We start from the raw sequence: 25,754 nt of genomic DNA on the forward strand, positions 1-25,754 counted from the left end.
TCGCGCAAGGCTCAGGCCTTGAGATTAAAAGCGCAATGTTTCAGATCACAATTCCCCTCATACGTGCACAATCGAGCCATTCGAATAAGAGTCCACGCCATGCTGATCGACGAAGAGTTGACCCTGAAGAAACTTGAGGTGTTCCTCGCCTTCATGCGCACCGGCAACCTGGCCCGGGCCGCCGCCGAGTTGCAGACCAGCAACGTCAGCGTGCACCGGGCGATTCACTCCCTGGAAAGCGCCCTGCGCTGCCCGCTGTTCAAACACGAAGGCCGCAACCTGACACCGCTGGAAAGCGCTTACGTGCTGGAAGAACGCGCACAGAAACTGATTCAGGACGTGGTCGAAACCGTGCGCCTGACCCGCGAAGCGGCCGGGTTCTCGGCTGAACGCTTCAAGCTCGGCTCGTTGTATTCGCTGACGGTGAAGACCGTGCCGCAGCTGATCATGGGCCTGAAGATCCGCCGCAGCGAGCTCAACATCGACCTGATCCTCGGCTCGAATTTCGACTTGTTGTACAAGCTCAAGAACATGGAAGTCGACGCGATCCTGGTGTCCCTGGACGACAGCGTCAACGACCCGGACTGCGAGCAGATTCCACTCTTTTCCGACGACATCTTCCTGGCCACGCCGGCGGATTCGAAGTTCGCCCAACGGGCGGAAGTTGACCTGGCCGAAGTGCGCGACGAAACCTTCATCACCCTGACCCAGGGGTTTGCCACGCACCAGGACGGTAACCGGGTGTTCAAGCAGGCGGGGTTCGAGCCGAAGGTGGCGATGCAGGTCAACGACATCTTCACCCTGCTGAGCATGGTCAGCTCGGGGGTGGGTTATGCATTGCTGCCGGGGCGGATTGCGGCGGTGTATGAGAATCGAGTGAAGCTGATCCCGTTGCAGGAAAAGTATCGGTTGCAGCAGCACATCGGCGTGGTGTTTTTGAAGGCCAAGGAGCGCGATCCGAATTTGTTGGCGTTGTTGGCGGAGTGTCGGATGTATGCCAACCGCAATGCCACCCAATGATCGTTCCCACGCTCTGCGTGGGAATGAATCAATGGACGCTCTGCGTCCGCTTTGGGACGCGGAGCGTCCCGGGCTGCATTCCCACGCAGAGCGTGGGAACGATCAGTCAGCCCACAATTCCGCGAACAATGAAGTACAACAACGAAGGCCCAAGCAAGCACCCAAGCCCGGTGTGGAACGTCGCCGTCAACGCCCCATAAGGCACCAACCGCCGATCCGTCGCCGCCAACCCAGCCGTTACACCGCTCACAGTGCCGGCCAATCCGCCAAAAACCATCGCCGAGCGCGGGTTATCCAGGCCCATCCAGCGCGCGGCCATCGGCGTGCCGACCATCACGAAAATCGCCTTGATCAACCCGGTGGCAATCGACAACGCCACCACGTCCGAACTCGCGCCAATCGCCGCACCGGTCACCGGCCCGACGATGTACGTCACGGCGCCCGCGCCAATGGTGGTCACGCTGATCGCATCGCGATAACCGAATACCCAGGCCATGCTCGCGCCGACAATGAACGGCAGGATCGTGCCCAGCAGCAGCGCAATCACGCCAATCAACCCGGCCTTTTTCGCTTCGGTGGCCTGCACTTCGAACGCCGTGGCAACAATCGCAAAGTCCCGCAGCATCGCGCCGCCCATCAACCCTATACCCGAGAACAGAGTCAGGTCCGCCAAACCTTTTTGCCCGCCGGTCATGGTGCCGCCGACCCAGGCCAGGACAAGCCCGATGACAATGGCAATCGCCGAGCCATGAATCCGTCCGAACGTCAGGCGTTTGGACAGCACCACCGACACCCACATGATCACGCCAACGAATGCGAACGCTGTGACCAAGCCGTTATGTTCCAGGCCTTTCTCGATGAGATCCCACATATCAGCGACCTCCTGCTGGCGTGCCGACCGGAGTTAATTCCACCGGTTCATCAGGCAACGGTTCGCCTTTGTGAGTGCGGCTGATCAGCGCAATCGTGCAGCCGCAGATCACCACCGAACCAATCGCCGCCAGCACCGCCACCGGGCCGCCATGCAGAGCGGTGACGACGTTCTGTTGCGCAGCCATTGCGACCACCACCGGAATGTACATCGCGCCCCAGAAGCCGACGCCCATCTCGCAATCCTTGGTCATGCCGCCGTGCCTGTGCATCCACAACCGTGCGCAGATCAACAGGATCATCGCGATCCCGACCCCGCCCACGTTGGATTTCACCCCCAGCAAAACGCCGAGCATGTCTCCCAGGATCACCCCTGCCAGCGTACAAATCGCCAACAGCGCCACACCGTAAATAATCATTGTTGTTGTCCTCAAAGTGCATCGTCGAATGTTGTTTTTGTTGTTCGAAGGCCTGAGTCGGTGGTCTAGGGTTGGCGGCTTCCCTCCTCACGCAACAGCGCCTGCAAGGTGTCGAGTCGAGCGCCGTCGAAAGCAATCACGGTGCCTTGCTCGAACACCCGGCGCGCCAGCCCGGTCAGCACCGCACCGGGCGGCAGTTCGATCTGTAGACGCACGCCACGCTCGTAAGCGCTTTGCACGGTGCCGCGCCAATCCACCACGCGGCACATGTTGAAGGCCAGGTCGTCGCGCAAGGCTTCAATGCTGATGACTGGCCGGGCGCGGCTGCCGCTCAGGTAGCCCACTGTCGGGGTTTTCAGTTGCACATTGGCGAAGGCTTCGGCCAGGGTTTTCGCCGGTGCTTCCAGCAACGGGCAATGGGACGGCACGCTGACGGCCAGACGTTTGGCCAAGCCTGCACCGCGAACTCGCGCCAGCTCTGCGACGGTTTTCATTGCTGCATCGCTGCCAGCGATGACCACCTGATTATCAGCATTGATATTGGCCAGATAAACCGGCGTATCGGCGCTATGAACCTGCGCCAGCAAACCTTCCACTGTGGACAAATCGAGACCGATGATCGCCGTCATGCCGTAGCCCTGTGGATAAGCTCGCTGCATCAAATCGCCGCGCAGGCTGACCAAATGCAGCGCATCGCTGAAGCTCAAGGCGCCAGCCACCACCGCTGCCGGGTAGGCGCCGATGGAGAGACCGGCGACGTAATCCGGTGTCATTGATAACTGGCGTGAAGCGGCGACACCGGCAATCAGCAGACAAAGCTGAACTGCCCTCGTCGACTTCAACGCCTCGGCAGAATCCAGCAGCAAAGTGTCTTCGCTCAGCACTTCACTTGCCTCGATCACCGTTTCGTGAGGCAAACGATGGAGCATGCCCGGCTGCTGCGCGCCCTGGCCGGGGAACACCAGCAAACTGCTCACGCTGCTTGCTCCCACGGATCAATGACCAGGCAGGCTGCACGGGCGTTTTTCAGCAAAACCCGGCGGGCAGGACCGGCCCATTCGCGCAGGGCGACGGCGCCGAAAGGTGTTTGCAACTGCATGTCCACCTGACAGACAGCCGCATCAAAAAAACTCACCAGCTCCCGCGCCTGGGCACGGCCCAGCGGTTTCGGCGTGCGCAGGATCAAGTCGAGATCACTGCCCTCGTGCAAGGCCTGAACACCACTGGCCAACTCGAACCCGGCGCTGCCGCTGACACCCCACACCCAACCACAACCATCGAGCAGCGGCCGCAGTTGGTCGAGGGCCTGCAGTGCCGGCAAATCCCGGTCGATAGACACATGACAAAGCGCTTCCGGCCGCACCCGACGCGAAATCGCATTGATCGCCATCGAGGCCGCATAACGCTGCTCGCGCAAGCGCCCACGCACCCCGACAGCGACGTAATCCGGCGCACTCAATGCACGCCGAACCACCACCGGCTGACCAGCGCTGATCGAATCGATCACCCATGCAGGCGCGTCCACCGGCAGTTGCTCCGGAGTCATGCCCCAGAGCAAGTCGTGGGCCAGAAAGGTATTCACCACTGTGCTCTCAGCAGTTGGCGAACCTTGCTCGATGCCGCGCGGTTGGTCGCGCCCAAGCGGCTGCTCAGGTCGCGACCGTTGGCGGCAACATCGCCAATCGCCTGGTTCAGGCATTCAGTCACCCGTGCCAAATCCGCCGCCGTCGGCTGCTCGATCTGTTCCACTGACAAGGTTTCCCAGAGCAATCCAAGGCTCCCGTAGCTGTCGATGTCATAGGCCATCGGCGGCACGCTGGCGGCCAGTGCTTCAAGTTCCTCGACACTGCGCAAGGTCACTCGCGCTGCCGACGCCTTGCCCATCGCGTGCACCATGACGCCGGGGTCACGCAGGGCAATCAAGCGATTGGCCTGATACCCGTGCGCCAGAAACGCCCCGGACATCGCCTTGCCCACCAGCAAACCGATCACCGCATGACCAGCCAACCGGGCACGGGCATAACTGTCCGCCGCGCCGGCGAGGGCCTGATGAATGCCGAGCGCTTCTTCGCGCCGACCATAAGCCTGACTCGGCACATCAACGATGGCGATCAAGGCGCGCTTGTGCAACTTATCCAAATCAGCTGCGATGACTTCATCCACAGCCTTGGCCAGACACCAGCCTTCCAGCAAACCGACCTCGCCATTGCGGGCCCGGACGAAGCGGTTGTCGGGATCGGCTACCACGGCGATAAAGCGAACAGGCTGATCACCCAACACACCGTCGGCCACCTTCAATGAATCGGGCAAACCATCGACCGGTATCGCGCCTGCACTCAAGGCGCTGAACCAGTTCAAGCCTCTCAGGGAATAGGTACTCATGAGCGCTCTCCTTGATACAAATCGCGAACCACTGACGGTTCAATTTGCGGCTCGGCGTCCAGACAGGCCAGCCGTTGCAGGAACAATTCGGCCTGACGGCTGCGCTGCTGGTCCGGCAAACCTTGCTTGAGCAATTCGCCGACCTGCTGCTGAATCTGCGCCACATCATCGGCGACATAACGGTCCACCAAACCACTGGCGAAACGCTGCTCGCCACCGGTCAGGCTCCAGATGAAAGGACGATCGCGGGAGTCGTATTCCTCAAGCCCCGCTTCCTGCTCGATCACTTGCGGACCATTGAGGCCAAGCCGCGCTTCCTGAGTCACCAGCAAATAGCTGCACAACCCGGCGGCAATTGACATCCCGCCAAAGCAACCCACGCTGCCGGCGACGACACCAACGACCGGTTGGTATTGGCGCAGATCGACAATCGCCGCATGAATATCGGCAATCGCCGCCAGCCCAAGGTTGGCTTCCTGCAATCGCACGCCGCCGGTTTCCAGCAGCAACACGGCGCGGGTTGGAATGCCATTGCGGTTATCTTCGGCGGCCAGTTCCAGCGCACCGGCCATTTTCGCCCCGCCGACTTCTCCGAGGCTGCCGCCCTGAAACGCGCCTTCGATGGCGGCAATGACCACCGGCAAACCACCGATGCTGCCCTTGGCGATCACCACGCCGTCGTCGGCTTGCGGCACCACACCCTGGCGCGACAGCCACGGCGACATGACGCGTTGAAACGGGTCGAGCAATTCACGGAAGGTGCCGGCGTCGAGCAAGGCCTTCGCCCGTTGCCGGGCGCCGAGCTCGACGAAGCTATGTTTGTGCAGGAGATCAGTCATGGCCGATCTCCTCAAAACCCTGTTCCAGACGCAAGCGCACCACGCCGGGTGTCGCGCCGAAATCATGGATATCGATGGCCATCGCCGGCGGTGTCTGGCCGTCGAACATCCGGGCAAACAGATGCTGCCAGCGTTGTTCCGCGCCATTGACCGAGGTCTGCACCTTGATCGTCAGTTTGCCGGCCTGACCCGGTTCGATCAGCACTTCCAGATCGCCCGAGCCGACACAGCCCACCAGCGTGCGCCCCCGTGGCGGCTGCCCGGCGGGGAATTCAAAGGATAAGGTTTCCATCAGCAAGCTCCGGACTCGATGCGGTCGATAAACAGGCAGGCGGCGAGTAAATCCGCTGCACCACCGGGCGACGCATTCAATGCGATTAAGTGTTCGTCCAGCTCGTGCAAACGGCGGCGACCGGCGAGGCTGGCACTGCCGCCCGCATCGAGTACGGCCTGGGCACCGAGTTGCATGGCGTTAAGACCGTGTTCGCCCGCGCGGTAGAGCACGCAGGTGTCGACAAGATTGGTCATGATCGCCAGCAAGGCATCGAGCCGGGCGTTCTGCTCGCCATGGCCAACGGCGCGGCTGCGTTTGAGTTGCGGCAACGCGCGTTGCAGCACTGAAGGAAAGCCAAGTTGGGCTTCTTCACGGGCACCGCGCACGCCGTATCTTTGGGCGACTTGAGCGCCATGGCTGAATGGACGTGGTGCGTAGCGGTCGTCGAGTAAAGCGAGGCGTGCGGCGCGCAAAGTGACCGCGCTTGCGGTGCTGGATTCAGGTTCCAGCGCGGCGGCAGTGACCAAAAGCCCCAAGGCCCAGATCGCCCCGCGATGAGTGTTCACGCCGCCGGTGGTGGCGAGCATCGCTTGCTCCCCTTCCCGCCCAATACGCCCGACGGCTTCGCGCAGCGGCAAGCAGACTTCGCCGTACTCGCTGGCGGCTTCCGCCATTTCCTTGAACGCCGGCCACAGGGACAGTGCCGAGGCGTGCATCAGCCCAAGGTGTAAATCGGTGTGAGCTCCATTGCCACGACGGTCGACCAGCGCCGGTTTCGGCGACAGGTCCGCTTCGTCGATCAGCGCGTCCACGGCCAGGTCCGCCAGCCGTTCAGCCAGAGACAGCGTTTTCGGTTGCAGGTTGAATGCGTGCATTACCAGCTCCTGAACTTGGCGGGTGGGTTGTAGAGGCCACCGGACCACTCGACCAGATCGGCCACGCTTTTGGCGGCGAGCAATTCGCGGGTGGCGTCGGTGCGGCGGATGCCGAGGTCTTCGGGCAAGGCGATCAGGCCTTCGCGGCGCATGCGCGCGGTGTCTTTCGGGTTGTGGCGCAGGCCGATGGCGGTCACCCCGGCCACGGCGGCGATCATCGCCTGGCGTTCTTCCAGCGAACGCGCCTTGTACAAATAGGCGATGCCTTCTTCGGTCAGCAGGTGGGTGACGTCGTCGCCGTAGACCATGATCGGCGCAAGTGGCATGCCGCTTTTTTTCGCCACTTCGATCGCATCGAGGGTTTCGACGAAGGTCGGTTTGCCGCCCTCCTGGAAGGTCTCGACCATTTGCACCACGAGTTTTTTGCCGCGTTCGAGCAAGGCTTCGGGCGCATCGTCGTGACGCATGTCGAGCCAGGCCGGTGAACTATGACGACGACCGCGCGGGTCGTGGCCCATGTTGGGCGCGCCGCCGAAACCGGCCAGGCGCCCACGCGTTACGGTGGAAGAATGGCCGTCGCCATCGACTTGCAAAGTCGCGCCGATAAACAGGTCCACCGCGTATTGCCCGGCCAGTTGGCAGAACATCCGGTTGGAACGCAGGGAGCCGTCGCGCCCGGTGAAGAACACGTCCGGCCGAGCGGCGATGTAGTTTTCCATCCCCAGTTCGGTGCCGAAACAATGCACGCTTTCGACCCAGCCGCTTTCGATGGCCGGGATCAAGGTCGGGTGCGGGTTGAGTGTCCAGTTGCGGCAGATCTTGCCTTTGAGGCCAAGTGATTCGCCGTAGGTCGGCAGGATCAGTTCGATGGCGGCGGTGTTGAAACCGATGCCGTGGTTCAGGGACTGGACGTTGTGTTTTTCGTAGATCCCGCGGATCGCCATCATCGCCATCAGCACGTGTACTGGCTTGATGTGCCGTGGGTCGCGAGTGAACAGGGGTTCGATGTAGAACGGCTTGTCGGCCACCACCACGAAATCGACCCAGGACGCGGGGATGTCCACGCGCGGCAGGTCGCTGACATCGTCCACCAGTTGATTGACCTGGACGATGACGATGCCGTCGCTGAACGCGGCCGGTTCGATCAACGCGGGGGTGTCTTCGGTGCTCGGGCCGGTATAGATGTTGCCGGCGCGGTCGGCCATGAAACCGGCCGAGAGCACGACGTTGGGAATCAGGTCGACCACCAGTCGCGCATAGAGCTCGATGTAGGTGTGGATCGCGCCGATTTCCAGCAGGCCGTCTTCCAGCAGCTGGCTGATGCGAAGGCTTTGGGTGCCGGCGAAGGAGAAGTCGAGTTTGCGGGCGATGCCGCGTTCAAACAGGTCCAGGTGCTCGGAGCGTCCGACGCTGGGCATGATCATGTGCAGATCATGCAGCTTGGCAGGATCGGCCTTGGCCAGGGAGCGGGAGAGGAAATCCGCCTGCTTTTGGTTATTGCCCTCCAGCACCACGCGGTCGCCGGGCAGAATCAAGGCCTCCAGCGCAGCAACGATGTTGTCGGTGGGCAGCACCACACCGTCGGCCAGACCTCGCACAAGCTCGAGACGCCGCTGCTTTTCGCTGCGCCGCCGCGTCCATCGCGAGTCGGGGGATATTGTTGTTGTCATGACCACTCCACGGGTTCGCTGTCGTGGGAGTCACCTTAGGAGTGTTGGGGTGGAGGCATCAATCAAGCAGAGAGACGGATCGTTACGGTCACCGTAACGATCGAACACCGCCCCGATCGTTCCCACGCTCTGCGTGGGAATGCCTCAAGGGACGCTCCGCGTTCCAGCTCCCGAATGGGACGCGGAGCGTCCCGGGCTGCATTCCCACGCGGAGCGTGGGAATGATCATCAGTCCCAAAAAAGGACCGATCAGTCCCATTTTGGGAATCTTCAACCTTCGCCAGCCTAGCGTTGGGTTTGTGTTTAAAAGTTTGTCCGCAGGAACGGTGAGAGGCTACGCAGTCCGGCGTCGCGGCCTACAGCAATGACGGAAGCCGCTGACTGGTGGTGTTTTGCGTTGATCTTTATCGTTTACGGGTCGCTGCGAATTCAGCGACCGGGTCTGGAACCCCCGAAAAGACGGAGAAAAAGCGCCATTCATTACGAATGCACCAACTCCAACCTGTAATCGGAAACTCTTTATGTCCAAGGTAACGAACAACCCAGCAGAAAACACTGGCACCGATTCCCAAGAATCTATCGAAGCCGAAAAACTCAAGGAAGCCGCTGACCGCGCCTTCGCCCATTACTTCCCACCCGCCCACGAAAAACCAAGCAAGCGCCGCAAACACCCCCTCTTCACCGTCTCCCCCGACATCGATACCGAAGCCCTTTTGGCCAATGCCTCTGAAGATTTGCTGTCCATCAGCGCCATTGCGGCCGATCTGGCGGACGATGTTGAAGGATCACGCCGGTCGGTAGCCCTGGCGCTCAGTCGAATGGCCGATGGTGTGCAGTTGTTGGTGGAGCGGGCGCTGGATCATAACGAGGCGTTGCAGATGCAGCTGCGGGCTCAGGCCAAGGTTTAGCCGTCAGGTTTGAGGTGAATTCATGATCGTTCCCACGCTCTGCGTGGGAATGCAGCACGGGACGCTCTGCGTCCCTTCAACAGCCGAACGCGGAGCGTCCGAAGAGGCATTCCCACGCGGAGCGTGGGAACGATCAGTGGGCTAACCCTGCTGTAACAAGCAACTCCTCCAGCGCCAACAGATCCGGGACCTTCGCCACTTGCTCCCCCACCTGCACCGCCGCCTGTTCCAGCGGACACAACGGCACATCGACGTAACTCAACTGACTATCCAGCTTGTACGACCGTGGGATCCCCTGCACCAACAGCGCGATAAACTTCAACTCCGGGCGCCCACCGAGGGCATTGAGAATCACGATTCGCGCCCGCTCGCCGATGACGATTTTCTGGCCGCACGCCGACTCGAAACTCAGTAACGGAATCTGCCGGTCCCGCCACTTCACCAACCCCAGATACCACGGTGGCGTATCCAGATCGAACGCCCCCGGTTGATAGTCGATCAACTCCGCCACCGCCACGTTGGGCAGAATCAGGTTACGGTCAGCCAACGGCAACAGCAGCCCGGTGAGATTGCTGGTGCGGTGCTCAAGCATGGGTTTTGCTCCACAGGGCGATGCTGTCGAGCAGCACCGATTCCTGATACGGCTTGCCGAGGTAGTCGTTGACGCCGATGGCCATCGCACGGTCGCGGTGTTTCTGGCCGGTGCGGGAAGTGATCATGATGATCGGCAAGTGCTGCAAACGTTCGTCGCTGCGCACTTGGGTCGCTACTTCGAAGCCGTCCATGCGCGGCATTTCGATGTCCAGCAGCATCACGTCGGGCATGTGTTCTTCAAGCAGCAGCATGGCGTCGACCCCGTCCTTGGCGGTCAGCACGTTCATGCCGTGACGTTCCAGCAGACGGCTGGTGACCTTGCGCACGGTCACCGAATCGTCGACCACCAACACCAGCAGCGGTTTATGCGGCTCGACCTCAACGTCTTGTGTCGCCGGTTGTTGCGGCACACGGGCCTGCATGGCGCGGATCGGTGCGAGCAAATCAAGAATCAGCACCACTCGGCCATCGCCCAGAATCGTCGCCCCGGACAACCCCTGCACCGCCGCAAACTGCGGGCCGAGGCTTTTGACCACGATCTCGCGCGTACCGGCCATGGAGTCAACCTGCACGGCGATGTGCCGCTCGTTGCATTGCACCAGCAATACCGGCAGCGGCAGGCTCTGGCCCAGCAGTTTCGGACGGGTGCTGGTTTTCAGCAGCTCGCCGAGGTAGCACAGTTCGTAACGCTGCCCGGCGTATTCATAGGTCGGCGGATCGAGCCGGTAATGCCCTTCAAGTTCGTTGGGCAACACGCGAACGATGCCGTCGATGGTGTTCAGCGGGATCGCGTATTGATCCTCCAGGCATTGCACCATCAGCGCGCGGTTGACCGACACGGTGAACGGCAGGCGAATCCGGAAATGCACGCCCTGCCCCGGTGTCGAGTCGATGACCATGGTGCCGCCGAGCTGCCGCACTTCTTCGTGAACCACGTCCATGCCCACACCACGCCCGGAGATCTGGGTGATTTTCTCGGCGGTGGAGAACCCTGGTTGCAGGATGAATTGCAGCACGTCGCGGTCGCTGATATCGGCGTCCGGCGCCAGCAAGCCGCGCTTGATCGCCTTGCGCCGTACCGCGTCCAGCGGCACGCCCGCGCCGTCGTCGCGGATGTCGAAAATGATGTCGCCGCCCTCGCGAGACAGGTCGAGGGTGATCCGGCCCTGAGCCGGTTTGCCGGCCGCGATGCGCACCTCGGCCGCTTCCAGACCGTGGTCCACGGCGTTGCGCAGCATGTGCTCCAGCGGTGCCGCCATGCGTTCAAGAACGTTGCGATCCATCTCGCCTTCGGCGTTGCCGACAATGAACTCGACGTCTTTGCCCAGCTCACCAGAGACCTGCCGCACGATGCGTTTCAGCCGCGGCAGCATTCGCTCGAAAGGCACCATGCGCGTACGCATCAGGCCTTCCTGCAATTCGGTGTTGATGCGGCCCTGCTGTTGCAGCAGGTTTTCCGCGTCCTGATTGCGGCGGTCGAGGGTTTCCTTGAGGTCGAGCAGGTCGGACGCGGATTCGAACAGCGCCCGCGACAATTGCTGCAACTGCGAGTGACGGTCCATTTCCAGCGGATCGAATTCTTCGTAGCCAAGACGTTCTGCATCGACTTGCTGGCGGCTGAGAATCCTGCCCTGGGTTTCGGTGTCGAGTCGGCGCAACTGATCGCGCATGCGCTCGATGGTGGTTTCCATTTCGCTCAGGGCAACCCGTGCATCGTTGACCTGTTGCTCGATACGACCACGGAAGATTGAGGTTTCACCGGCCAGGTTGACCAGATCGTCGAGCAGTTCTGCCGAGACCTTGACCATGTCGGCGCCCGCTTCGGCTTGCGGCGCGGGCGTGTCGGGTTTCGGTGCGGCAGGCAGCACCACTGGCGTATCGATAACGGCGGGATGACTGAAGTTCTTGATCGAGTCGATCAACCGATCGGCGGGCGGCAAGGGTTGACCGGCGCGGGTGGCATCGAGCATTTGTGCCAGTCGGTCGTGACTGCTTTGCAGCAGCGCGAACAGCGCCGGCGTCGGTTGCAGCACGCCTGCGGACAAGCCTTCGTAGAGAAATTCCAGCTCATGGGCGAGGTCGCCAATGGGTGAAATTTCCACCATCCGCGCGCCGCCCTTGAGCGTGTGCAAGTCGCGCAACAGGGTTTCCACTTCCTGACGGTTCGACGGCTCGGCTTGCCAGCGCACAAGGGCCGCGCCGGAGTTTTCGATGATGTCGAAACCTTCCTCAAGGAAGATGTCCAGCAGCTCGGGGTCATGCCCCGGCGAGTCATTGGCCGGGGCGGGTTCCGCCACTTCGGCGGTGTTGGCGTTGCCTTGACGGAATTCGCGAATCGCCTCGATCAGCTCATTCGGGGCACCCAGCGCGTGCTGGTTTTGCAGCTGTTCAAGCAGCACCGCGAGGCGGTCATGGCTCTGTTGCAGCAGCTGCGCCAGGGTTTCACTGTGGCTGTAACGGCGGTCCACCAAACCTTCATAAAGACTTTCCAATTCATGGGCCAGGTCACCGACCGGCTCGACCTCGGCCATCCGCGCGCCACCCTTGAGGGTGTGCAAATCCCGCTGCAAGGACGACAGCGGCGCGGCGTTTTCCGGGTCGCTCAGCCAGCGCTGCAAGGCCTGGCCGGCACTCTCGAGGATATCCACCGCTTCTTCGAGGAAGATCGAAACGATCTCGTCATCGAGCTCGACCCGGGTCGCAGTCTGTTCCAGTTCCGCGGTGGCGCTGCCCAGTTCCCGGATGCTCAGGGTGCGGCTGCCATCGCTGCGAATCAGGCCCATGGACGACGGATCCAGGCTTTCATCGAGCAAGCCGCGCAAGGCCCGGATGCGTTCCGGTTGCGGGCTGACTTCCTGGCCGGCGGCCAATTCGTCGAGCATGTTGATCAGCGCTTCGTGGGCACCTTGCGCCTCATGGAAAAAACGGTCGCTGACCGCCAGGCTGCTTTCTTCCACCGCGCCGTACAGGTCGAGCAACGCTTCGCAGAGTTCATCCACCGGGTGCAGATCGGCGAGGTGCGCGCCTTCGCCCAAGGTGGTCAATTCATCCAGCAAGGCGCTGAGTTCCTGACGCTCGCCGGGGTGTTGCTGCCAGCGCTGCAACAAGCTTTCGGCGTCCAGCAGGATGTCCATGCCCTGGGCCAGGAAGTTGTTGATCAGCTGCGGATCACGCTTGATCCGCAGCGCGGTGTTCGGCGCTTTCAACAAGGCGTCCAGACGCTCGGCGAGCAGCGCCTTGGTGCGCTCGATCAGCGAATCAGCATCCGGTATCTCGGCCAGCGGATCATCCTTGAGTTGCCGCAGCCCGAGACGGAACAGACCTTCGGCTTCCAGCAGCAATTCGACTTCGTCGAGGTCGAGGGCGATCAGGTGTGCCTTGTATTCGCGGGCGAGTTGATCCAGCGGCGTCGCCAGCTCGGCGATCGGCAACACGCCGGCCATCGAGGCGCTGCCCTTCAAGGTGTGCAATGCGCGCTGCAACTCATCGCTAGCCTGCAGCGGCACATGCTCGGCGGCTTGGTCGAGGAAGCGGTTGAGGCTGGCGAGATGGGTCTCGGCTTCCTTGCGAAAGATCTCCAGCAACAGCGGATCGAGGGCCGCGACGTCCTGGGTGTCTTCATCGCTGGCCGGTAAATCGCCCTTGGCGAGGGCATGGGCGCGAGCGGCCAGTTGATCGACCTGGTTGCATTGACGCTGGGCATTGGCGGCAAATTCGGCCACCAGCTCCGGCAGCAGGTCCATTGCATCGCGGAGCAATTGTTGCACTGCCGCTCCAGGCGCAACGCTGTGTTCCAGCACGCGGTTGAGCAGGTTTTCCACGGCCCACGCCAGCTCGCCCAGCACCAGCGCACGGACCATCCGGCCACTGCCTTTCAAGGTGTGGAACGCCCGGCGCAGTTCACTCAACGCGGCTTTATCGTCCGGATTGGCCGTCCAGCGCGGCAAGTATTCCCGGAGGATGTCCAGGACCTCATCGGTTTCTTCGAGGAAGACTTCCCGCAGCTCATCGTCCACCGGTTCTTCGCCGGCGGGCGGTGGCAACAGGCTGCCCGGGGTGGTCAGGGCTGGCGGATTGACCGAAGACACCGGGCTGGCCAAGACATCGGCCAGCGACTGGACGGTATCGGGATCATCGAGCTCTTGCAGGTCCTGCATCACCTGGGCTTCACTCGGGCTGAGTACGTCTTCAAGCATCGGCACTTGTTGTTCGCTGGGGAAAAACCCGAGTGAGGCCAGGCTTTTTTCCGCCACGTCGAGCAATTGTTCGCCCGGTGCCTCGGGGTCGTCGCTGAGACGCTCCAGGTAATACTCGATGCTGGTGATGACGTCAGCCAGGTTGTCCAGTTCCTGCCAGCCGGGCTGGCCCGGATCGAGCAGCAGATGCTCGCGAATGAAGTGGTTGCAGGTTTCGATCAGGCTTGCCGCACGGCTCAACGGAATCATCGACAGCGCGCCGCGCACCTGGGTCAGCAACGCCGGCAATGCCTGCAAATGCTGGCGGTCCCAGTCGGCGTCGATGTAGTCGACGATCATGTCCTTGGCCTGTTGCAGGCAGATGCGCGCTTCCTTGATCACGATCTGGTGGATCTGCGTCAGGTCGGTGGTTGGCAGGTGACTTTCTTCCTGGCTCTCCGGCTCAACGGTGCCGACCATGCCGGCCAGCGTCGCTTCGACGTAGAGCAAAGCCCCGGCGACGTCCATGAGAATGGCGTCGTTGGGTTCACGCTGACCCTGGGCGAGGCTCAGCACCACCGCCAGTTGATCGATGATGACTTTGCGCGGCTGGCCGAAACCCAGCACCGCCAGAGTGTCGGCGATTTGCCGCAACGGCGCCAACAAGGTTTCAAGGTCCGAGGTGTGCTGGCGGTCGCTGCGCACGAACAGATCGAGGCGTTCCTTGACCCGCACCAGCTCTTCGCAGAGCGCGGCGAGCACCGAGCGCATCGCGTCACGGTCCGGACCGGCCAGGCGGGCACGTTCTTCGTCGACCATTGCGCTGTCGGGCAGCGCGTCGTCCAGTGAGTAACGATCTTTCATGGTCAGCATCTGCCCGGTGGGATGTTCGGCCTTGGCAATATAGAACAGCAAACTCTTGAGCAACTCCGGCGGTGCCGGCTGATTGATGCCGCGTATGCCCTGTTCGAGCAGGCGTTTGAGTTCTTTGTCGGCGTCCTTGAACAGGCTGCGCAGCGCCGGGCTATTGGCGATCGAGTCCCCGCGCATGCCTTCGACCAACGCCGAGGCGACTTGCCACAACGGGCTCAAGGGCGCGTTTCCGCACAGCCCTTCCAAACGTGAAAAAACCTTGGTCAGATAACCCAGGTTAGTGTCGTCATCCTGCTCACGCAGCAATCCGACCAAAGCCATCTGCAGCATCTGCCGCAACTTGCGCAGCACATTGGGGAAATCCGCCGGTTCAAGCAGGGCCAGCGACTCTTGGTCCAGTGCCGGCAGGTCGAGCAATGGCGGGCTGAACAGGCTGGTTTCCGACAACAGACTGTCGCCCCGGGCACTGCGCAAGTCGTTGATCAACGGCAGCACCACCAAGGGTAGGTCACGGCGCGCGCCTTGTACCCGGTCGAGGTAGATCGGCAGTTGCCCGAGGGCTTGCAGCAACAGGTGAAGCGCCTCGTCGCGATGACTGACGCGATCCTGCTGCAAGGCAGCGACCAGGTGTTCCATTTCTTCGGCGAGCAGGGCCGCGCCGTAGAATTCGACCATCTGCAAACTGCCGTGAACCTGATGGATGCACGCCAGGCAATCGCTCAGGGCGTGCGTCGCCTGAGGGTCATCGAGCAGGGTTTCGATTGCTTGATGAGCCACTTTCAGCGTTTCGGCAATCTCGCCTTTGACCCATTCGAGGGCCACATAGTCGTGCCGATCACCCATAACCACTCCAAATCACTGCTCTACTCAAAAATACCCGAACGCCTGCCGGCGATTCACACTTTATCCGCAGCCTGCGCCTTGGCCGCCGGCAAGGTGAAACCGGACACCGAGCGCCGCAGCTGGCTGGCCATTTTCGCCAGGTTGCCGATGCTCTCGGCGGTGGCGGTGGAGCCTGACGAAGTCTGCGTGGTGATCTGCTGGATCACGTTCATCGTCAGGGAAATCTGACCGGCCGAAGACGTCTGCTGCTGCGCGGCGTTGGAAATGCTCTGGATCAGCGCTGCCAGGGTCTTCGATACGCCTTCGATTTCTTCCAGGGCCACTCCGGCATCCTGCGCCAGACGCGCGCCGCGCACCACTTCGGTGGTGGTCTGCTCCATGGAAATCACCGCTTCGTTGGTGTCGGTCTGGATCGCCCGCACCAGCGTTTCGATCTGCCGGGTAGCGGCGGACGAGCGCTCGGCCAGTCGCTGTACCTCGTCGGCCACCACCGCAAAACCGCGCCCGGCGTCACCGGCCATCGAGGCCTGGATGGCCGCGTTAAGCGCGAGGATGTTTGTCTGGTCGGCAATGTCATCGATCAAGCTGACAATGTCGCCGATTTCCTGAGAGGACTCGCCCAGTCGTTTGATCCGCTTGGCGGTGTCCTGAATCTGCTCGCGAATGTTGTCCATGCCGTGGATGGTGTTGTGCACCACCTCGTTGCCCTTGTTGGCAATTTCCACCGAACGCTCGGCCACCGCCGAGGACTCGGCCGCGTTGGCCGACACCTGGTCGATAGACTGGGCCATGTCGTTGATCGCGGTGGAGGCTTCGCTGATCTGTTGCGCCTGATGCTCCGAAGCCTGGGCCAGGTGCATGGCGGTGGCTTGGGTTTCCTGCACGGCGGCGGCGACTTGGCCGGCGGTGAGGTTGATGGTCGCCACCAGGTCGCGCAGTTGGTCGACGGAATAGTTGATCGAGTCGGCGATGGTCCCGGTGAAGTCTTCGGTTACCGAAGCGGTCACGGTCAGGTCGCCGTCAGCGAGGTCTTCGATCTCGTCGAGCAGGCGCATGATCGCGTTCTGGTTGCGCTCGTTCTTCTCGGCGGTTTCGCGCAGCTGGCGATTGGTTTCGCGCACCATCACCAGGCCGATAAGGATGATCGACATCAGCGCCAGCAGGCCCAGCACGTAGCCGCCGATGGTGTCGGTGTCGCGCCCGCCGGCCAGGTTTTCGAAACCGGTGGCCAGGTGCGAGGCTTCGTCGAGCAGGGTTTGCGACAGGGTGAAAATGTTGCTCGCCGATTCGCGAACCTTGAACAGCTCCGGCGAGGTTTCGAGGATTTCATCCACAGAGCCGGAGACGAATTCGAACAGCTCGGAAATCTCGATCAACCGGGCGCGCGCATCGCGGTCTTCGACCTGGCTGACTCGCAGCGACGCATTGCCCTGGAGCATGCCATTGAGCACCTGACCAAACCGCGCGGCGTCACGACCGAACGCATCGGCGGCCTGTTGCGAGTTTTCGTCGCCGGACAACACGGTGTTGACCGCGCCCAAAATGCGCTCGGCCAGCAACGACTGACGCTGGGCCATGGCGACCTGACCGGCAGGAGCACCACGCTGCAAGAGGATCTCGACGACTTTTTCGTATTCGACCTGCAACTGCGGCACGGTTTCGGCCAGCGTCGCGGCGACCTGATGCAGCGACAATACGGTCTGCTCACTGGAGAGAATCGCGTCGGTGTTTTTCAGCAGGCGTTCCCAGTCGAGCTGCACGGCACGCATTTCCGGGCGCACGGTAGACGGCGCCGGCGGCAGGCCGGTGGCCGGGTCGCCCTTCTTCAGGTAACCCCAGCGCTGGGCGAAGTCGTTGCGTGCGTCGCTCAGCAGCTTGAACGCCGCCGCTTTACCGGCAGCGGCTTCGGTGGCGTTCTTGGCGATACGCTGGGACAGCACGCGCAACTCGCCGGCGTGGCCGATGTACTGTTTGTCGTACGTGGCTTGAGTGTTGAGGTAAGCGAAGTTGGCGAACAGCAGCATGATGAAGATGATCAGCGCGATGAACAGCACGATGATCTGCGAGCGGCTGCGCGATCCTTCTGGCTTGCCTGTTTTTGTTTTTATCATCGGTCCTCGCCTGTTAACCACGCCTGTGTACCTTGCCGAAGCTTCCCTGTGGGAGCGGGCTTGCTCGCGAATGCGATGGATCATTGAGCATTGATGTCGACTGACACACCGCATTCGCGAGCAAGCCCGCTCCCACAAGGGGTCCGCGTTTACAGCGCTACATGCATAAAGCTTTGCGACTGCGCCAACGTAAACGGGCTGAATATTTGCCAGCTCTGCTCACGCTGAAACCGGCCCTGGACGAACGCTGCAATCGGCCCGTGCAGATCGGCCATCACCACCGGTTCCAGACTGTCCTGGGCAAAGTGCTGCAAACCGAAGACTTCATCGACCATCAACCCGGCAAACACTTCACCGTGTTCCACCACCAACACCCGCCGCTGTTTGCGCAGGGTCGACTGTTCATGACCGAAGAAGCTGCACAAATCCATGATAGGCAGCAAGCGCCCGCGCAGGTTGGCCACGCCCTTGACCCAGGGTTTGACCCCTGGCAACTGGGTGAAACGCGGTTCGTGCAAGACCTCGCTGACTTCGCCCATGGGCGCGACGTACCAGTGCTCGCCCAAGCGAAAACCGATGCCGCTCCAGCGATCCTGGCGGGTCGGCTGGGACGGCAGATCCGCCGCCAGCAGGCGACAGCGCTGGTCGATCTGCAGCAGCAGTTCGAAAGCCGTCAGCGACTCGGTCATGGCCGCACGATCAACCGGCCAGCACGTTGTTCAGGGTTTTGATCAGGGTGTCTTCGTCGACCGGTTTGGTCAGGTAATCCCTGGCGCCCTGGCGCGTGCCCCAGACCTTGTCGGTTTCCTGATCCTTGGTGGTGATGATGATCACCGGGATGTGCCCGGTTTCCGGGTCTTTGGTCAACTGGCGGGTCGCCTGGAAACCGTTGAGGCCGGGCATGACGATGTCCATCAGCACGGCGTCAGGTTTTTCCTGGCGGGCCAGGGCCACGCCGTCGGCGCCGTTTTCGGCTTTCAACACTTCATGACCGTGCTTTTCCAGCATGCCGGTCAGTTTGTACATTTCGGTCGGCGAGTCATCGACGATCAGAATACGTGCCATGGTCTTCCCCATTCTTGTCGACGCCGGGCCCGCTGGCCGAGCGTCACTGTGCGTGTCCTACTGCGGCAAAACGGCGGCGAAGCCCGGAACATGGGCCTGGATCGCGTTCAGCAGTTCTTCCTTGCTGAAAGGCTTGGTCAAAAACTGGTCGGAGCCGACGATGCGCCCCTTGGCCTTGTCGAACAGCCCGTCCTTGGACGACAGCATAATCACTGGCGTGGACTTGAACGCACTGTGGTTCTTGATCAGCGCGCAGGTCTGATAGCCATCCAGGCGCGGCATCATGATGTCGACAAAGATGATGCCGGGGTGATTGTCGGCAATCTTGGCCAGGGCATCGAAACCGTCAATGGCCGTGATGACTTCGCAACCCACGTTCTTCAACAGCGTTTCGGCGGTGCGACGAATCGTCTTCGAATCATCGATCACCATGACCTTCAAGGCGCTGGAATGCTGGTCCATAAATGCTCTGCCGTCGCCTTTGCGAATCAAATTGTCCATTTCCGATAACCGGAGGCTCGAAACCCTTGATGTTTAAGGGCCGGAACGATATGGCAGCCTTTTTAGCACAGTCTCTAAAACCAATCTATCGGGCGACGGGTGCAGTGGTTTTTCCTTGACCGGGAACACACTCAGCGCCACTCTGACGCCACTTTTTCAAAGCCGCTCCGGCCCCCAAATTCGAGGAAAAACCCATGAGCGTTCGCGTCGGGATTGTCATGGATCCTATTGCCAGCATCTCCTATAAAAAGGATAGCTCGCTGGCCATGCTGCTGGCCGCACAGAAGCGCGGCTGGGAACTGTTCTATATGGAACAGCGCGATTTGTATCAGGGCGAAGGCGAAGCCCGTGCGCGGATGCGTCCGCTGAAAGTCTTCGCCAACCCGGAAAAATGGTTTGAACTGGAAGCAGAGACCGACGCACTGCTGAGCGATCTGGACGTGATCCTGATGCGCAAGGATCCGCCGTTCGACATGGAATTCGTCTACTCCACGTACCTGCTGGAACAAGCCGAGCGCGCGGGCGTGCTGGTGGTCAACAAGCCGCAAAGCCTGCGTGACTGCAACGAAAAGCTGTTCGCCACGCTGTTCCCGCAGTGCACGCCGCCGACCGTGGTCAGCCGCCGCGCCGACGTGCTGCGTGAATTCGCCGCCAAACACGGCGACGTGATCCTCAAGCCGCTGGACGGCATGGGCGGCACCTCGATCTTCCGTCATCGCGCGGGCGATCCGAACCTGTCGGTGATTCTGGAAACCCTGACCGCGCTGGGCACCCAGCAGATCATGGGCCAGGCCTACCTGCCGGCGATCAAGGACGGCGACAAACGCATCCTGATGATCGACGGCGAGCCGGTGGATTACTGCCTGGCGCGGATCCCGGCAGCCGGCGAAACCCGTGGCAACCTCGCGGCCGGTGGCCGTGGCGAAGCCCGTCCGCTGAGCGACAAGGATCGCTGGATCGCCGCCCAGGTCGGCCCGACCCTGCGTGAGAAAGGCCTGCTGTTTGTAGGTCTGGACGTGATCGGCGAACACCTGACGGAAATCAACGTCACCAGCCCGACCTGCATTCGCGAGATTGATAATGCGTTCGGCACCGACATTGGCGGGATGCTGATGGATGCCATCGATCAGAAGCTCAAGGCTCGTTGATATAGAACAGCCAAGAGACGACCAACATTGCGTTATCATCCGCGGCCTGTGAAAAACGCGATGTTGGTTTTTTTGTCATGACGCTCCCGTCCGATCTGCCCGCTGAACTCGCCCACCGTGGCGTGCGCCCGGCCGATCGCCTCGGATTTACCCTGTTTCTCGCGGCGTTGATTCACCTCGCCTTGCTGCTGGGCGTCGGTTTTACGATGGTCGAGCCCCAGCAGATCAGCAAAACCCTGGAAATCACCCTCGCCACCTTCAAAAGCGAAAAGAAGCCTGCGAAAGCTGATTTCCTTGCCCAGGAAAATCAGGAAGGCAGCGGCACCTTGGATAAAAAGGCAATTCCCAAGACCACCGAGGTCGCGCCGTTCCAGGACAACAAGGTACAGAAAGTCACGCCACCGCCGGCCGCCAAGCCGCAAGTGCCTGAAGCCGCGCCCAAGGCTGCCGTGACCACCGTTGCGCCGAAGCCGAAAAAAGCCCCGGCCAAGAACGAAGAGGTCAAGCCACTCACCAAACCTGCCGTGGCGGCGCCGACGTTTGACACCGAGCAGCTGTCCAGCGACATCGCCAGCCTGGAAGCGGAACTGGCCAACGAACAACAGCTGTACGCCAAGCGCCCGCGCATCCACCGCCTGAGCGCTGCTTCGACCATGAAAGACAAGGGCGCCTGGTATAAGGACGAATGGCGCAAGAAGGTCGAGCGCATCGGCAACCTGAATTACCCCGACGAAGCGCGACGCAAGCAGATCTACGGCAATTTGCGCCTGATGGTCTCGATCAACCGCGACGGCTCGCTGTATGAAGTGCTGGTATTGGAATCCTCCGGGCAACCGCTGCTGGATCAGGCGGCACAGCGGATTGTGCGGCTGGCGGCACCGTTTTCACCGTTTACCGGGGATTTGTCGGACATTGACCGACTGGAAATCATCCGCACCTGGAAGTTTGCCCGCGGGGACAAGCTCTCCAGTAATTAACGGACGGCATGCTCTCTGTAGCAGCTGGCGAAGCCTGCGTTCGAGGACGCAGTCCTCGCAAACCCGCAAAACACGGTCATCCTGAATAAATGACGTATGGCGATTTACGACTGCTTCGCAGTCGGACGCAGGCTTCGCCAGCTGCTACAGGGGCGTGCGACAGCATTTTCCTGCGCATCCCCAGCTTGTCAGTTCGCCCCTCCAACGCCACACTAGCGCTCATGAAGAACGTCAGCCCCAGCTACCTCAAGCATCACTTCCTGATCGCCATGCCTCACATGGCCGACCCGAACTTTGCGCACACCTTGACCTACATCGTCGAGCACACGGCCAATGGTGCCATGGGGCTGGTGGTCAACCGGCCGCAAGACCTGAATCTGGCCGATATCCTCGAGCAATTGCGCCCCGACATCGAACCGCCCGTGCTCTGCCAGCATGTACCGATCTTTATCGGCGGCCCGGTGCAGACCGATCGCGGCTTTGTCCTGCACCCCTCAGGCAAGACGTTTCAGGCGACCGTTGATCTGGAAGGCGACCTTTCGTTGTCCACCTCCCAGGATGTGCTGTTCGCCATCGCTGACGGCGTCGGCCCGGCGAAAAGCGTGATCGCCCTTGGATACGCCGGCTGGGAAGCCGGGCAGCTCGAAGCCGAACTGGCGCAGAACGCCTGGCTGACCTGTCCGTTCGACGCCGACATTCTATTCAACACCAGCAGCGAGCTGCGCCTGGACGCGGCGGCCAAGCACCTTGGGGTTAATCTCAGCCTGCTGACCAGCCAGGCGGGCCACGCCTGATGGCCCTGCGACTGATTCTGGGTTTCGACTACGGCACCAAACAGATCGGCGTTGCGGTCGGCCAGGTGATTACCGGCCAGGCCCGCGAACTGTGTACCTTGAAAGCGCAAAACGGTGTTCCCGACTGGAACCAGGTCGAAGCCCTCATTAAAGAGTGGAAGCCCGACGCTGTAGTCGTCGGCCTGCCGCTGAACATGGACGGCACGCCGAGCGACATGTGCCTGCGCGCGGAGAAATTCGCCCGCCGCCTGAATGGCCGCTACAACCTGCCCTTCTATACCCACGATGAACGCCTGACCACCTTCGAAGCCAAGGGTGAACGGCGTGATCGTGGCGGACAAAAAGGCAGCTACCGAGACAACCCGGTCGATGCCATCGCCGCCGCCCTGCTGCTGCAAGGCTGGCTCGACGAAAACACCGCACTGTTCGAATCCTGAAGAGCCGTCACGGCGTCTCTCTTAGCTACAACCCGAGCCAAACCCCGCAGCCTTACTCAAAGGCAGGGCTCGGGCCCAAGAAGGAGCAACCATGAGCCTGCCCAATCCCGCCGAACTGATCAGCCAGATGGCGATCAGTCTCAAGGCACACCTGGAACACCGCGGCATCAGCGAACCGCGTTACATCGGCATTCGTACCGGCGGTGTCTGGGTCGCCCAGGCGTTGCTCGAAGAACTGGGCAGCGATTCGCCCCTTGGCACCCTGGACGTGTCCTTCTACCGTGACGACTTCAGCCAGAACGGCCTGCACCCGCAAGTGCGCCCGTCCGCCCTGCCGTTCGAAATCGAAGGCCAGCACCTGGTGCTGATCGATGACGTGCTGATGAGCGGTCGGACCATCCGCGCCGCCATGAATGAATTGTTCGACTACGGCCGCCCGGCCAGCGTGACGCTGGTGTGCCTGCTGGACCTGGACGCCGGTGAGCTGCCGATCCGCCCGAACGTGGTCGGCGCGACGCTGGAACTGGCTGGCCACGAGCGCGTGAAGCTGTCCGGCCCGGAGCTCAAGCTAGAACTGCAAGACCTCGCCCTTTAATTCGCCCTATTGAGAGTCCCCCTCGCGATGACGCCTCTAGAAACCAAGCGCCCGCTGCAGCTCAATGATCAGGGCCAGCTGCGACACTTCCTCTCGCTCGACGGTTTGCGCCGCGAGTTGCTGACGGAAATCCTCGACACCGCCGACTCGTTCCTCGAAGTCGGCGCCCGGGCGGTGAAGAAAGTCCCGTTGCTGCGCGGCAAGACCGTGTGCAATGTGTTCTTCGAAAACTCCACCCGCACCCGCACCACGTTCGAACTGGCGGCCCAGCGCCTGTCGGCCGACGTGATCACGCTGAACGTGTCGACATCGTCGGCGAGCAAGGGCGAAACCCTGCTCGACACCCTGCGCAACCTGGAAGCCATGGCTGCCGACATGTTCGTCGTGCGTCACGGTGATTCCGGCGCGGCGCACTTCATCGCCGAACATGTCTGCCCGCAAGTGGCGATCATCAACGGCGGCGACGGCCGTCACGCCCACCCGACCCAAGGCATGCTCGACATGCTGACGATCCGTCGGCACAAGGGCGGCTTCGAGAACCTCTCGGTGGCCATCGTCGGCGACATCCTGCATTCGCGGGTGGCGCGCTCGAACATGCTCGCGCTGAAAACCCTCGGCTGCCCGGACATCCGCGTCATTGCACCGAAAACCCTGCTGCCGATCGGCATCGAGCAATACGGCGTGAAGGTTTACACCGACATGACCGAAGGCCTGAAAGACGTCGACGTGGTGATCATGTTGCGCCTGCAACGCGAGCGCATGACTGGTGGCCTGCTGCCGAGCGAAGGCGAGTTCTATCGCCTGTTCGGCCTGACCACCGCGCGCCTGGCCGGGGCCAAGCCGGATTGCATCGTCATGCACCCGGGGCCGATCAACCGTGGGGTGGAGATTGAGTCGGCAGTGGCCGACGGTCCGCACTCGGTGATCCTCAATCAGGTCACCTACGGCATCGCGATTCGTATGGCTGTGTTGTCCATGGCCATGAGCGGGCAGACTGCGCAACGTCAATTTGAGCAGGAGAACGCCCAGTGAAGCTCAGCATTCTCGGCGCCCGCGTCATCGATCCAGCCACTGGCCTGGATAAAGTCACCGACATTCATATTGAAGCCTGCAAGATCGTCGCCCTTGGCGCCGCGCCGGCTGGTTTTGTGCCCGTCGACACCCTTGACGCCAAAGGCCTGGTGGCCGCCCCCGGCCTGGTTGACCTGAACGTCGCCCTGCGTGAGCCGGGTTACAGCCGCAAAGGCTCGATCATCAGTGAAACCCGCGCCGCCGCCGCCGGTGGCGTGACCAGCCTGTGCTGCCCGCCGAAAACCAGACCGGTGCTGGACACCTCGGCCGTGGCCGAACTGATCCTCGACCGTGCCCGCGAGGCCGGCAACACCAAAGTCTTCCCGATCGGCGCCCTGAGCAAAGGCCTGGAAGGCGAACAGCTGGCCGAACTGGTCGCCTTGCGCGATGCCGGTTGCGTGGCTTTCGGCAACGGCCTGGACAGTTTCCGCAACACCCGCACGCTGTGCCGGGCGCTGGAATACGCGGCGACTTTCGACCTGACAGTGATTTTCAACTCTCAGGACCACGACCTGGCCGAAGGTGGCCTGGCCCACGAAGGCCCGACCGCGAGCTTCCTCGGCTTGCCGGGCATTCCGGAAACCGCTGAAACCGTGGCCCTGGCCCGGGACCTGCTGCTGGTCGAGCAAAGCGGTGTGCGTGCGCACTTCAGCCAGCTCACCAGCGCGCGCGGTGTGGCCCTGATCGCTCAGGCCCAGGCTCGTGGCTTGCCGGTGACCGCCGATGTCGCGCTGTATCAGCTGATCCTGACCGACGAAGCGCTGATCGACTTCAGCAGCCTCTATCACGTCCAGCCGCCGCTGCGCACCCGCGCTGACCGCGATGGCTTGCGTGCCGCAGTGAAGTCGGGCGTCGTCTCGGCCATCTCCAGCCATCACCAGCCGCACGAGCGGGACGCCAAACTGGCGCCGTTTGGCGCCACCGAGCCGGGCATCAGCAGTGTTGAACTGTTGCTGCCGTTGGCGATGACGCTGGTGGAGGATGGGTTGCTGGATCTGCCGACGTTGTTGGCGCGACTCAGCACCGGACCTGCCGAGGCGTTGCGTTTGCCAGCGGGCAAGCTGGCGGTAGGTGGGCCGGCGGACATCGTGCTGTTTGATCCGGCGGCTTCGACCGTGGCCGGTGAGACCTGGCTGTCCAAGGGTGAGAACTGCCCGTTTATTGGGCATAGCTTGCCGGGTGTCGTGCGTTACACCCTGGTGGATGGCCGGATTAGCCACCAGGCTTAAGCGCAATCTGATCGTTCCCACGCTCTGCGTGGGAACGCAGCCAGGGACGCTTTGCGTCCCAAGAGCGGACGCGGAGCGTCCGGT

Annotated in this window: 24 protein-coding genes; 9 read left to right on the plus strand and 15 right to left on the minus strand. The window is 61.8% G+C overall.

Annotated elements, in window-relative coordinates; all coding sequences use genetic code 11:
* The first annotated feature begins 99 nt into the window (after positions 1-99).
* Complete coding sequence (locus ACA072_RS27160) at positions 100-1,020, plus strand: LysR family transcriptional regulator (RefSeq protein ID WP_497621746.1); 921 nt, start codon at positions 100-102, stop codon at positions 1,018-1,020.
* A gap of 106 nt (positions 1,021-1,126) precedes the next feature.
* Here the strand turns inward: ACA072_RS27160 and madM are convergent, their stop codons facing one another.
* The 9 genes from madM to mdcA form a co-directional block, all read right to left on the minus strand.
* The gene (gene madM / locus ACA072_RS27165) at positions 1,127-1,891 is read right to left on the minus strand and encodes a malonate transporter subunit MadM (protein WP_497621748.1); all 765 of its coding nucleotides are present in this window, start codon (positions 1,889-1,891) and stop codon (positions 1,127-1,129) included.
* A gap of 1 nt (position 1,892) precedes the next feature.
* A complete protein-coding gene (gene madL / locus ACA072_RS27170; RefSeq protein ID WP_497621750.1) occupies positions 1,893-2,309 on the minus strand; it encodes a malonate transporter subunit MadL in 417 nt (138 codons plus the stop codon).
* A 65-nt stretch (positions 2,310-2,374) separates the two neighbouring features.
* Entirely contained in the window at positions 2,375-3,286 is a 912-nt protein-coding gene (gene mdcH / locus ACA072_RS27175; protein WP_497621752.1) for a malonate decarboxylase subunit epsilon, read from the minus strand.
* The gene (locus ACA072_RS27180; RefSeq protein ID WP_497621754.1) at positions 3,283-3,894 is read right to left on the minus strand and encodes a malonate decarboxylase holo-ACP synthase; all 612 of its coding nucleotides are present in this window, start codon (positions 3,892-3,894) and stop codon (positions 3,283-3,285) included. The genes mdcH and ACA072_RS27180 overlap by 4 nt, the downstream gene beginning before the upstream one ends.
* Positions 3,888-4,691, minus strand: a complete 804-nt coding sequence (gene mdcE, locus ACA072_RS27185) for a biotin-independent malonate decarboxylase subunit gamma (RefSeq protein WP_497621756.1) — start codon at positions 4,689-4,691, stop codon at positions 3,888-3,890. Before mdcE ends, ACA072_RS27180 begins: the two co-directional genes overlap by 7 nt.
* Positions 4,688-5,530, minus strand: a complete 843-nt coding sequence (locus ACA072_RS27190) for a biotin-independent malonate decarboxylase subunit beta (protein ID WP_497621758.1) — start codon at positions 5,528-5,530, stop codon at positions 4,688-4,690. The genes mdcE and ACA072_RS27190 overlap by 4 nt, the downstream gene beginning before the upstream one ends.
* Positions 5,523-5,822, minus strand: a complete 300-nt coding sequence (locus ACA072_RS27195) for a malonate decarboxylase subunit delta (RefSeq protein ID WP_008026217.1) — start codon at positions 5,820-5,822, stop codon at positions 5,523-5,525. The genes ACA072_RS27190 and ACA072_RS27195 overlap by 8 nt, the downstream gene beginning before the upstream one ends.
* A complete protein-coding gene (locus ACA072_RS27200; RefSeq protein ID WP_497621760.1) occupies positions 5,822-6,679 on the minus strand; it encodes a triphosphoribosyl-dephospho-CoA synthase in 858 nt (285 codons plus the stop codon). Before ACA072_RS27200 ends, ACA072_RS27195 begins: the two co-directional genes overlap by 1 nt.
* Positions 6,679-8,349 carry a malonate decarboxylase subunit alpha gene (mdcA, locus tag ACA072_RS27205; protein ID WP_497621762.1) on the minus strand — a complete coding sequence of 557 codons (1,671 nt, stop codon included), beginning with the start codon at positions 8,347-8,349 and terminating at the stop codon, positions 6,679-6,681. Before mdcA ends, ACA072_RS27200 begins: the two co-directional genes overlap by 1 nt.
* A gap of 521 nt (positions 8,350-8,870) precedes the next feature.
* Here mdcA and ACA072_RS27210 point away from each other — a divergent pair.
* A complete protein-coding gene (locus ACA072_RS27210; protein ID WP_497621763.1) occupies positions 8,871-9,257 on the plus strand; it encodes a DUF6124 family protein in 387 nt (128 codons plus the stop codon).
* Between the two features lie 133 nt (positions 9,258-9,390).
* On the opposite strand, the gene ACA072_RS27215 is transcribed toward ACA072_RS27210, so the two are convergent.
* The 6 genes from ACA072_RS27215 to pilG all read right to left on the minus strand — a co-directional run bounded on the left by ACA072_RS27215 (position 9,391) and on the right by pilG (position 19,380).
* Positions 9,391-9,849, minus strand: a complete 459-nt coding sequence (locus ACA072_RS27215; protein WP_497621765.1) for a chemotaxis protein CheW — start codon at positions 9,847-9,849, stop codon at positions 9,391-9,393.
* On the minus strand, positions 9,842-15,742 hold the full coding sequence (locus ACA072_RS27220) for an Hpt domain-containing protein (RefSeq protein WP_497621766.1): 5,901 nt from the start codon (positions 15,740-15,742) through the stop codon (positions 9,842-9,844). Before ACA072_RS27220 ends, ACA072_RS27215 begins: the two co-directional genes overlap by 8 nt.
* Positions 15,743-15,795: 53 nt before the next feature.
* Positions 15,796-17,853, minus strand: coding sequence for a methyl-accepting chemotaxis protein (locus ACA072_RS27225; RefSeq protein WP_497621768.1), 2,058 nt, complete (start codon positions 17,851-17,853; stop codon positions 15,796-15,798).
* 149 nt (positions 17,854-18,002) lie between these two features.
* Positions 18,003-18,542: a chemotaxis protein CheW gene (locus ACA072_RS27230; protein ID WP_497621770.1), complete on the minus strand. Its 540-nt coding sequence runs from the start codon at positions 18,540-18,542 to the stop codon at positions 18,003-18,005.
* A gap of 10 nt (positions 18,543-18,552) precedes the next feature.
* Entirely contained in the window at positions 18,553-18,918 is a 366-nt protein-coding gene (pilH, locus tag ACA072_RS27235) for a twitching motility response regulator PilH (RefSeq protein WP_007987790.1), read from the minus strand.
* Between the two features lie 57 nt (positions 18,919-18,975).
* Positions 18,976-19,380 (minus strand): twitching motility response regulator PilG, encoded by a 405-nt coding sequence (pilG, locus tag ACA072_RS27240; RefSeq protein ID WP_219095115.1) that lies wholly within the window; start codon positions 19,378-19,380, stop codon positions 18,976-18,978.
* A 233-nt stretch (positions 19,381-19,613) separates the two neighbouring features.
* Here pilG and gshB point away from each other — a divergent pair, with 233 nt between their 5' ends.
* From gshB to ACA072_RS27275, 7 genes are all read left to right on the plus strand, one after another.
* Entirely contained in the window at positions 19,614-20,567 is a 954-nt protein-coding gene (gshB, locus tag ACA072_RS27245; protein WP_438658925.1) for a glutathione synthase, read from the plus strand.
* Positions 20,568-20,644: 77 nt separating this feature from the next.
* Entirely contained in the window at positions 20,645-21,544 is a 900-nt protein-coding gene (locus ACA072_RS27250; protein ID WP_497621772.1) for a TonB family protein, read from the plus strand.
* A 221-nt stretch (positions 21,545-21,765) separates the two neighbouring features.
* Entirely contained in the window at positions 21,766-22,338 is a 573-nt protein-coding gene (locus tag ACA072_RS27255; RefSeq protein ID WP_077747229.1) for a YqgE/AlgH family protein, read from the plus strand.
* Positions 22,338-22,775 (plus strand): Holliday junction resolvase RuvX, encoded by a 438-nt coding sequence (gene ruvX / locus ACA072_RS27260; protein ID WP_003195067.1) that lies wholly within the window; start codon positions 22,338-22,340, stop codon positions 22,773-22,775. The genes ACA072_RS27255 and ruvX overlap by 1 nt, the downstream gene beginning before the upstream one ends.
* 91 nt (positions 22,776-22,866) lie before the next feature.
* Positions 22,867-23,370 carry a bifunctional pyr operon transcriptional regulator/uracil phosphoribosyltransferase PyrR gene (pyrR, locus tag ACA072_RS27265; protein ID WP_497621773.1) on the plus strand — a complete coding sequence of 168 codons (504 nt, stop codon included), beginning with the start codon at positions 22,867-22,869 and terminating at the stop codon, positions 23,368-23,370.
* Positions 23,371-23,397: 27 nt separating this feature from the next.
* Entirely contained in the window at positions 23,398-24,402 is a 1,005-nt protein-coding gene (locus ACA072_RS27270) for an aspartate carbamoyltransferase catalytic subunit (protein WP_007897943.1), read from the plus strand.
* Positions 24,399-25,670 (plus strand): dihydroorotase, encoded by a 1,272-nt coding sequence (locus ACA072_RS27275; protein ID WP_497621775.1) that lies wholly within the window; start codon positions 24,399-24,401, stop codon positions 25,668-25,670. Before ACA072_RS27270 ends, ACA072_RS27275 begins: the two co-directional genes overlap by 4 nt.
* The last annotated feature ends 84 nt before the right edge of the window (positions 25,671-25,754 follow it).

It is taken from the genome of Pseudomonas sp. LBUM1656 (genome assembly GCF_059716065.1).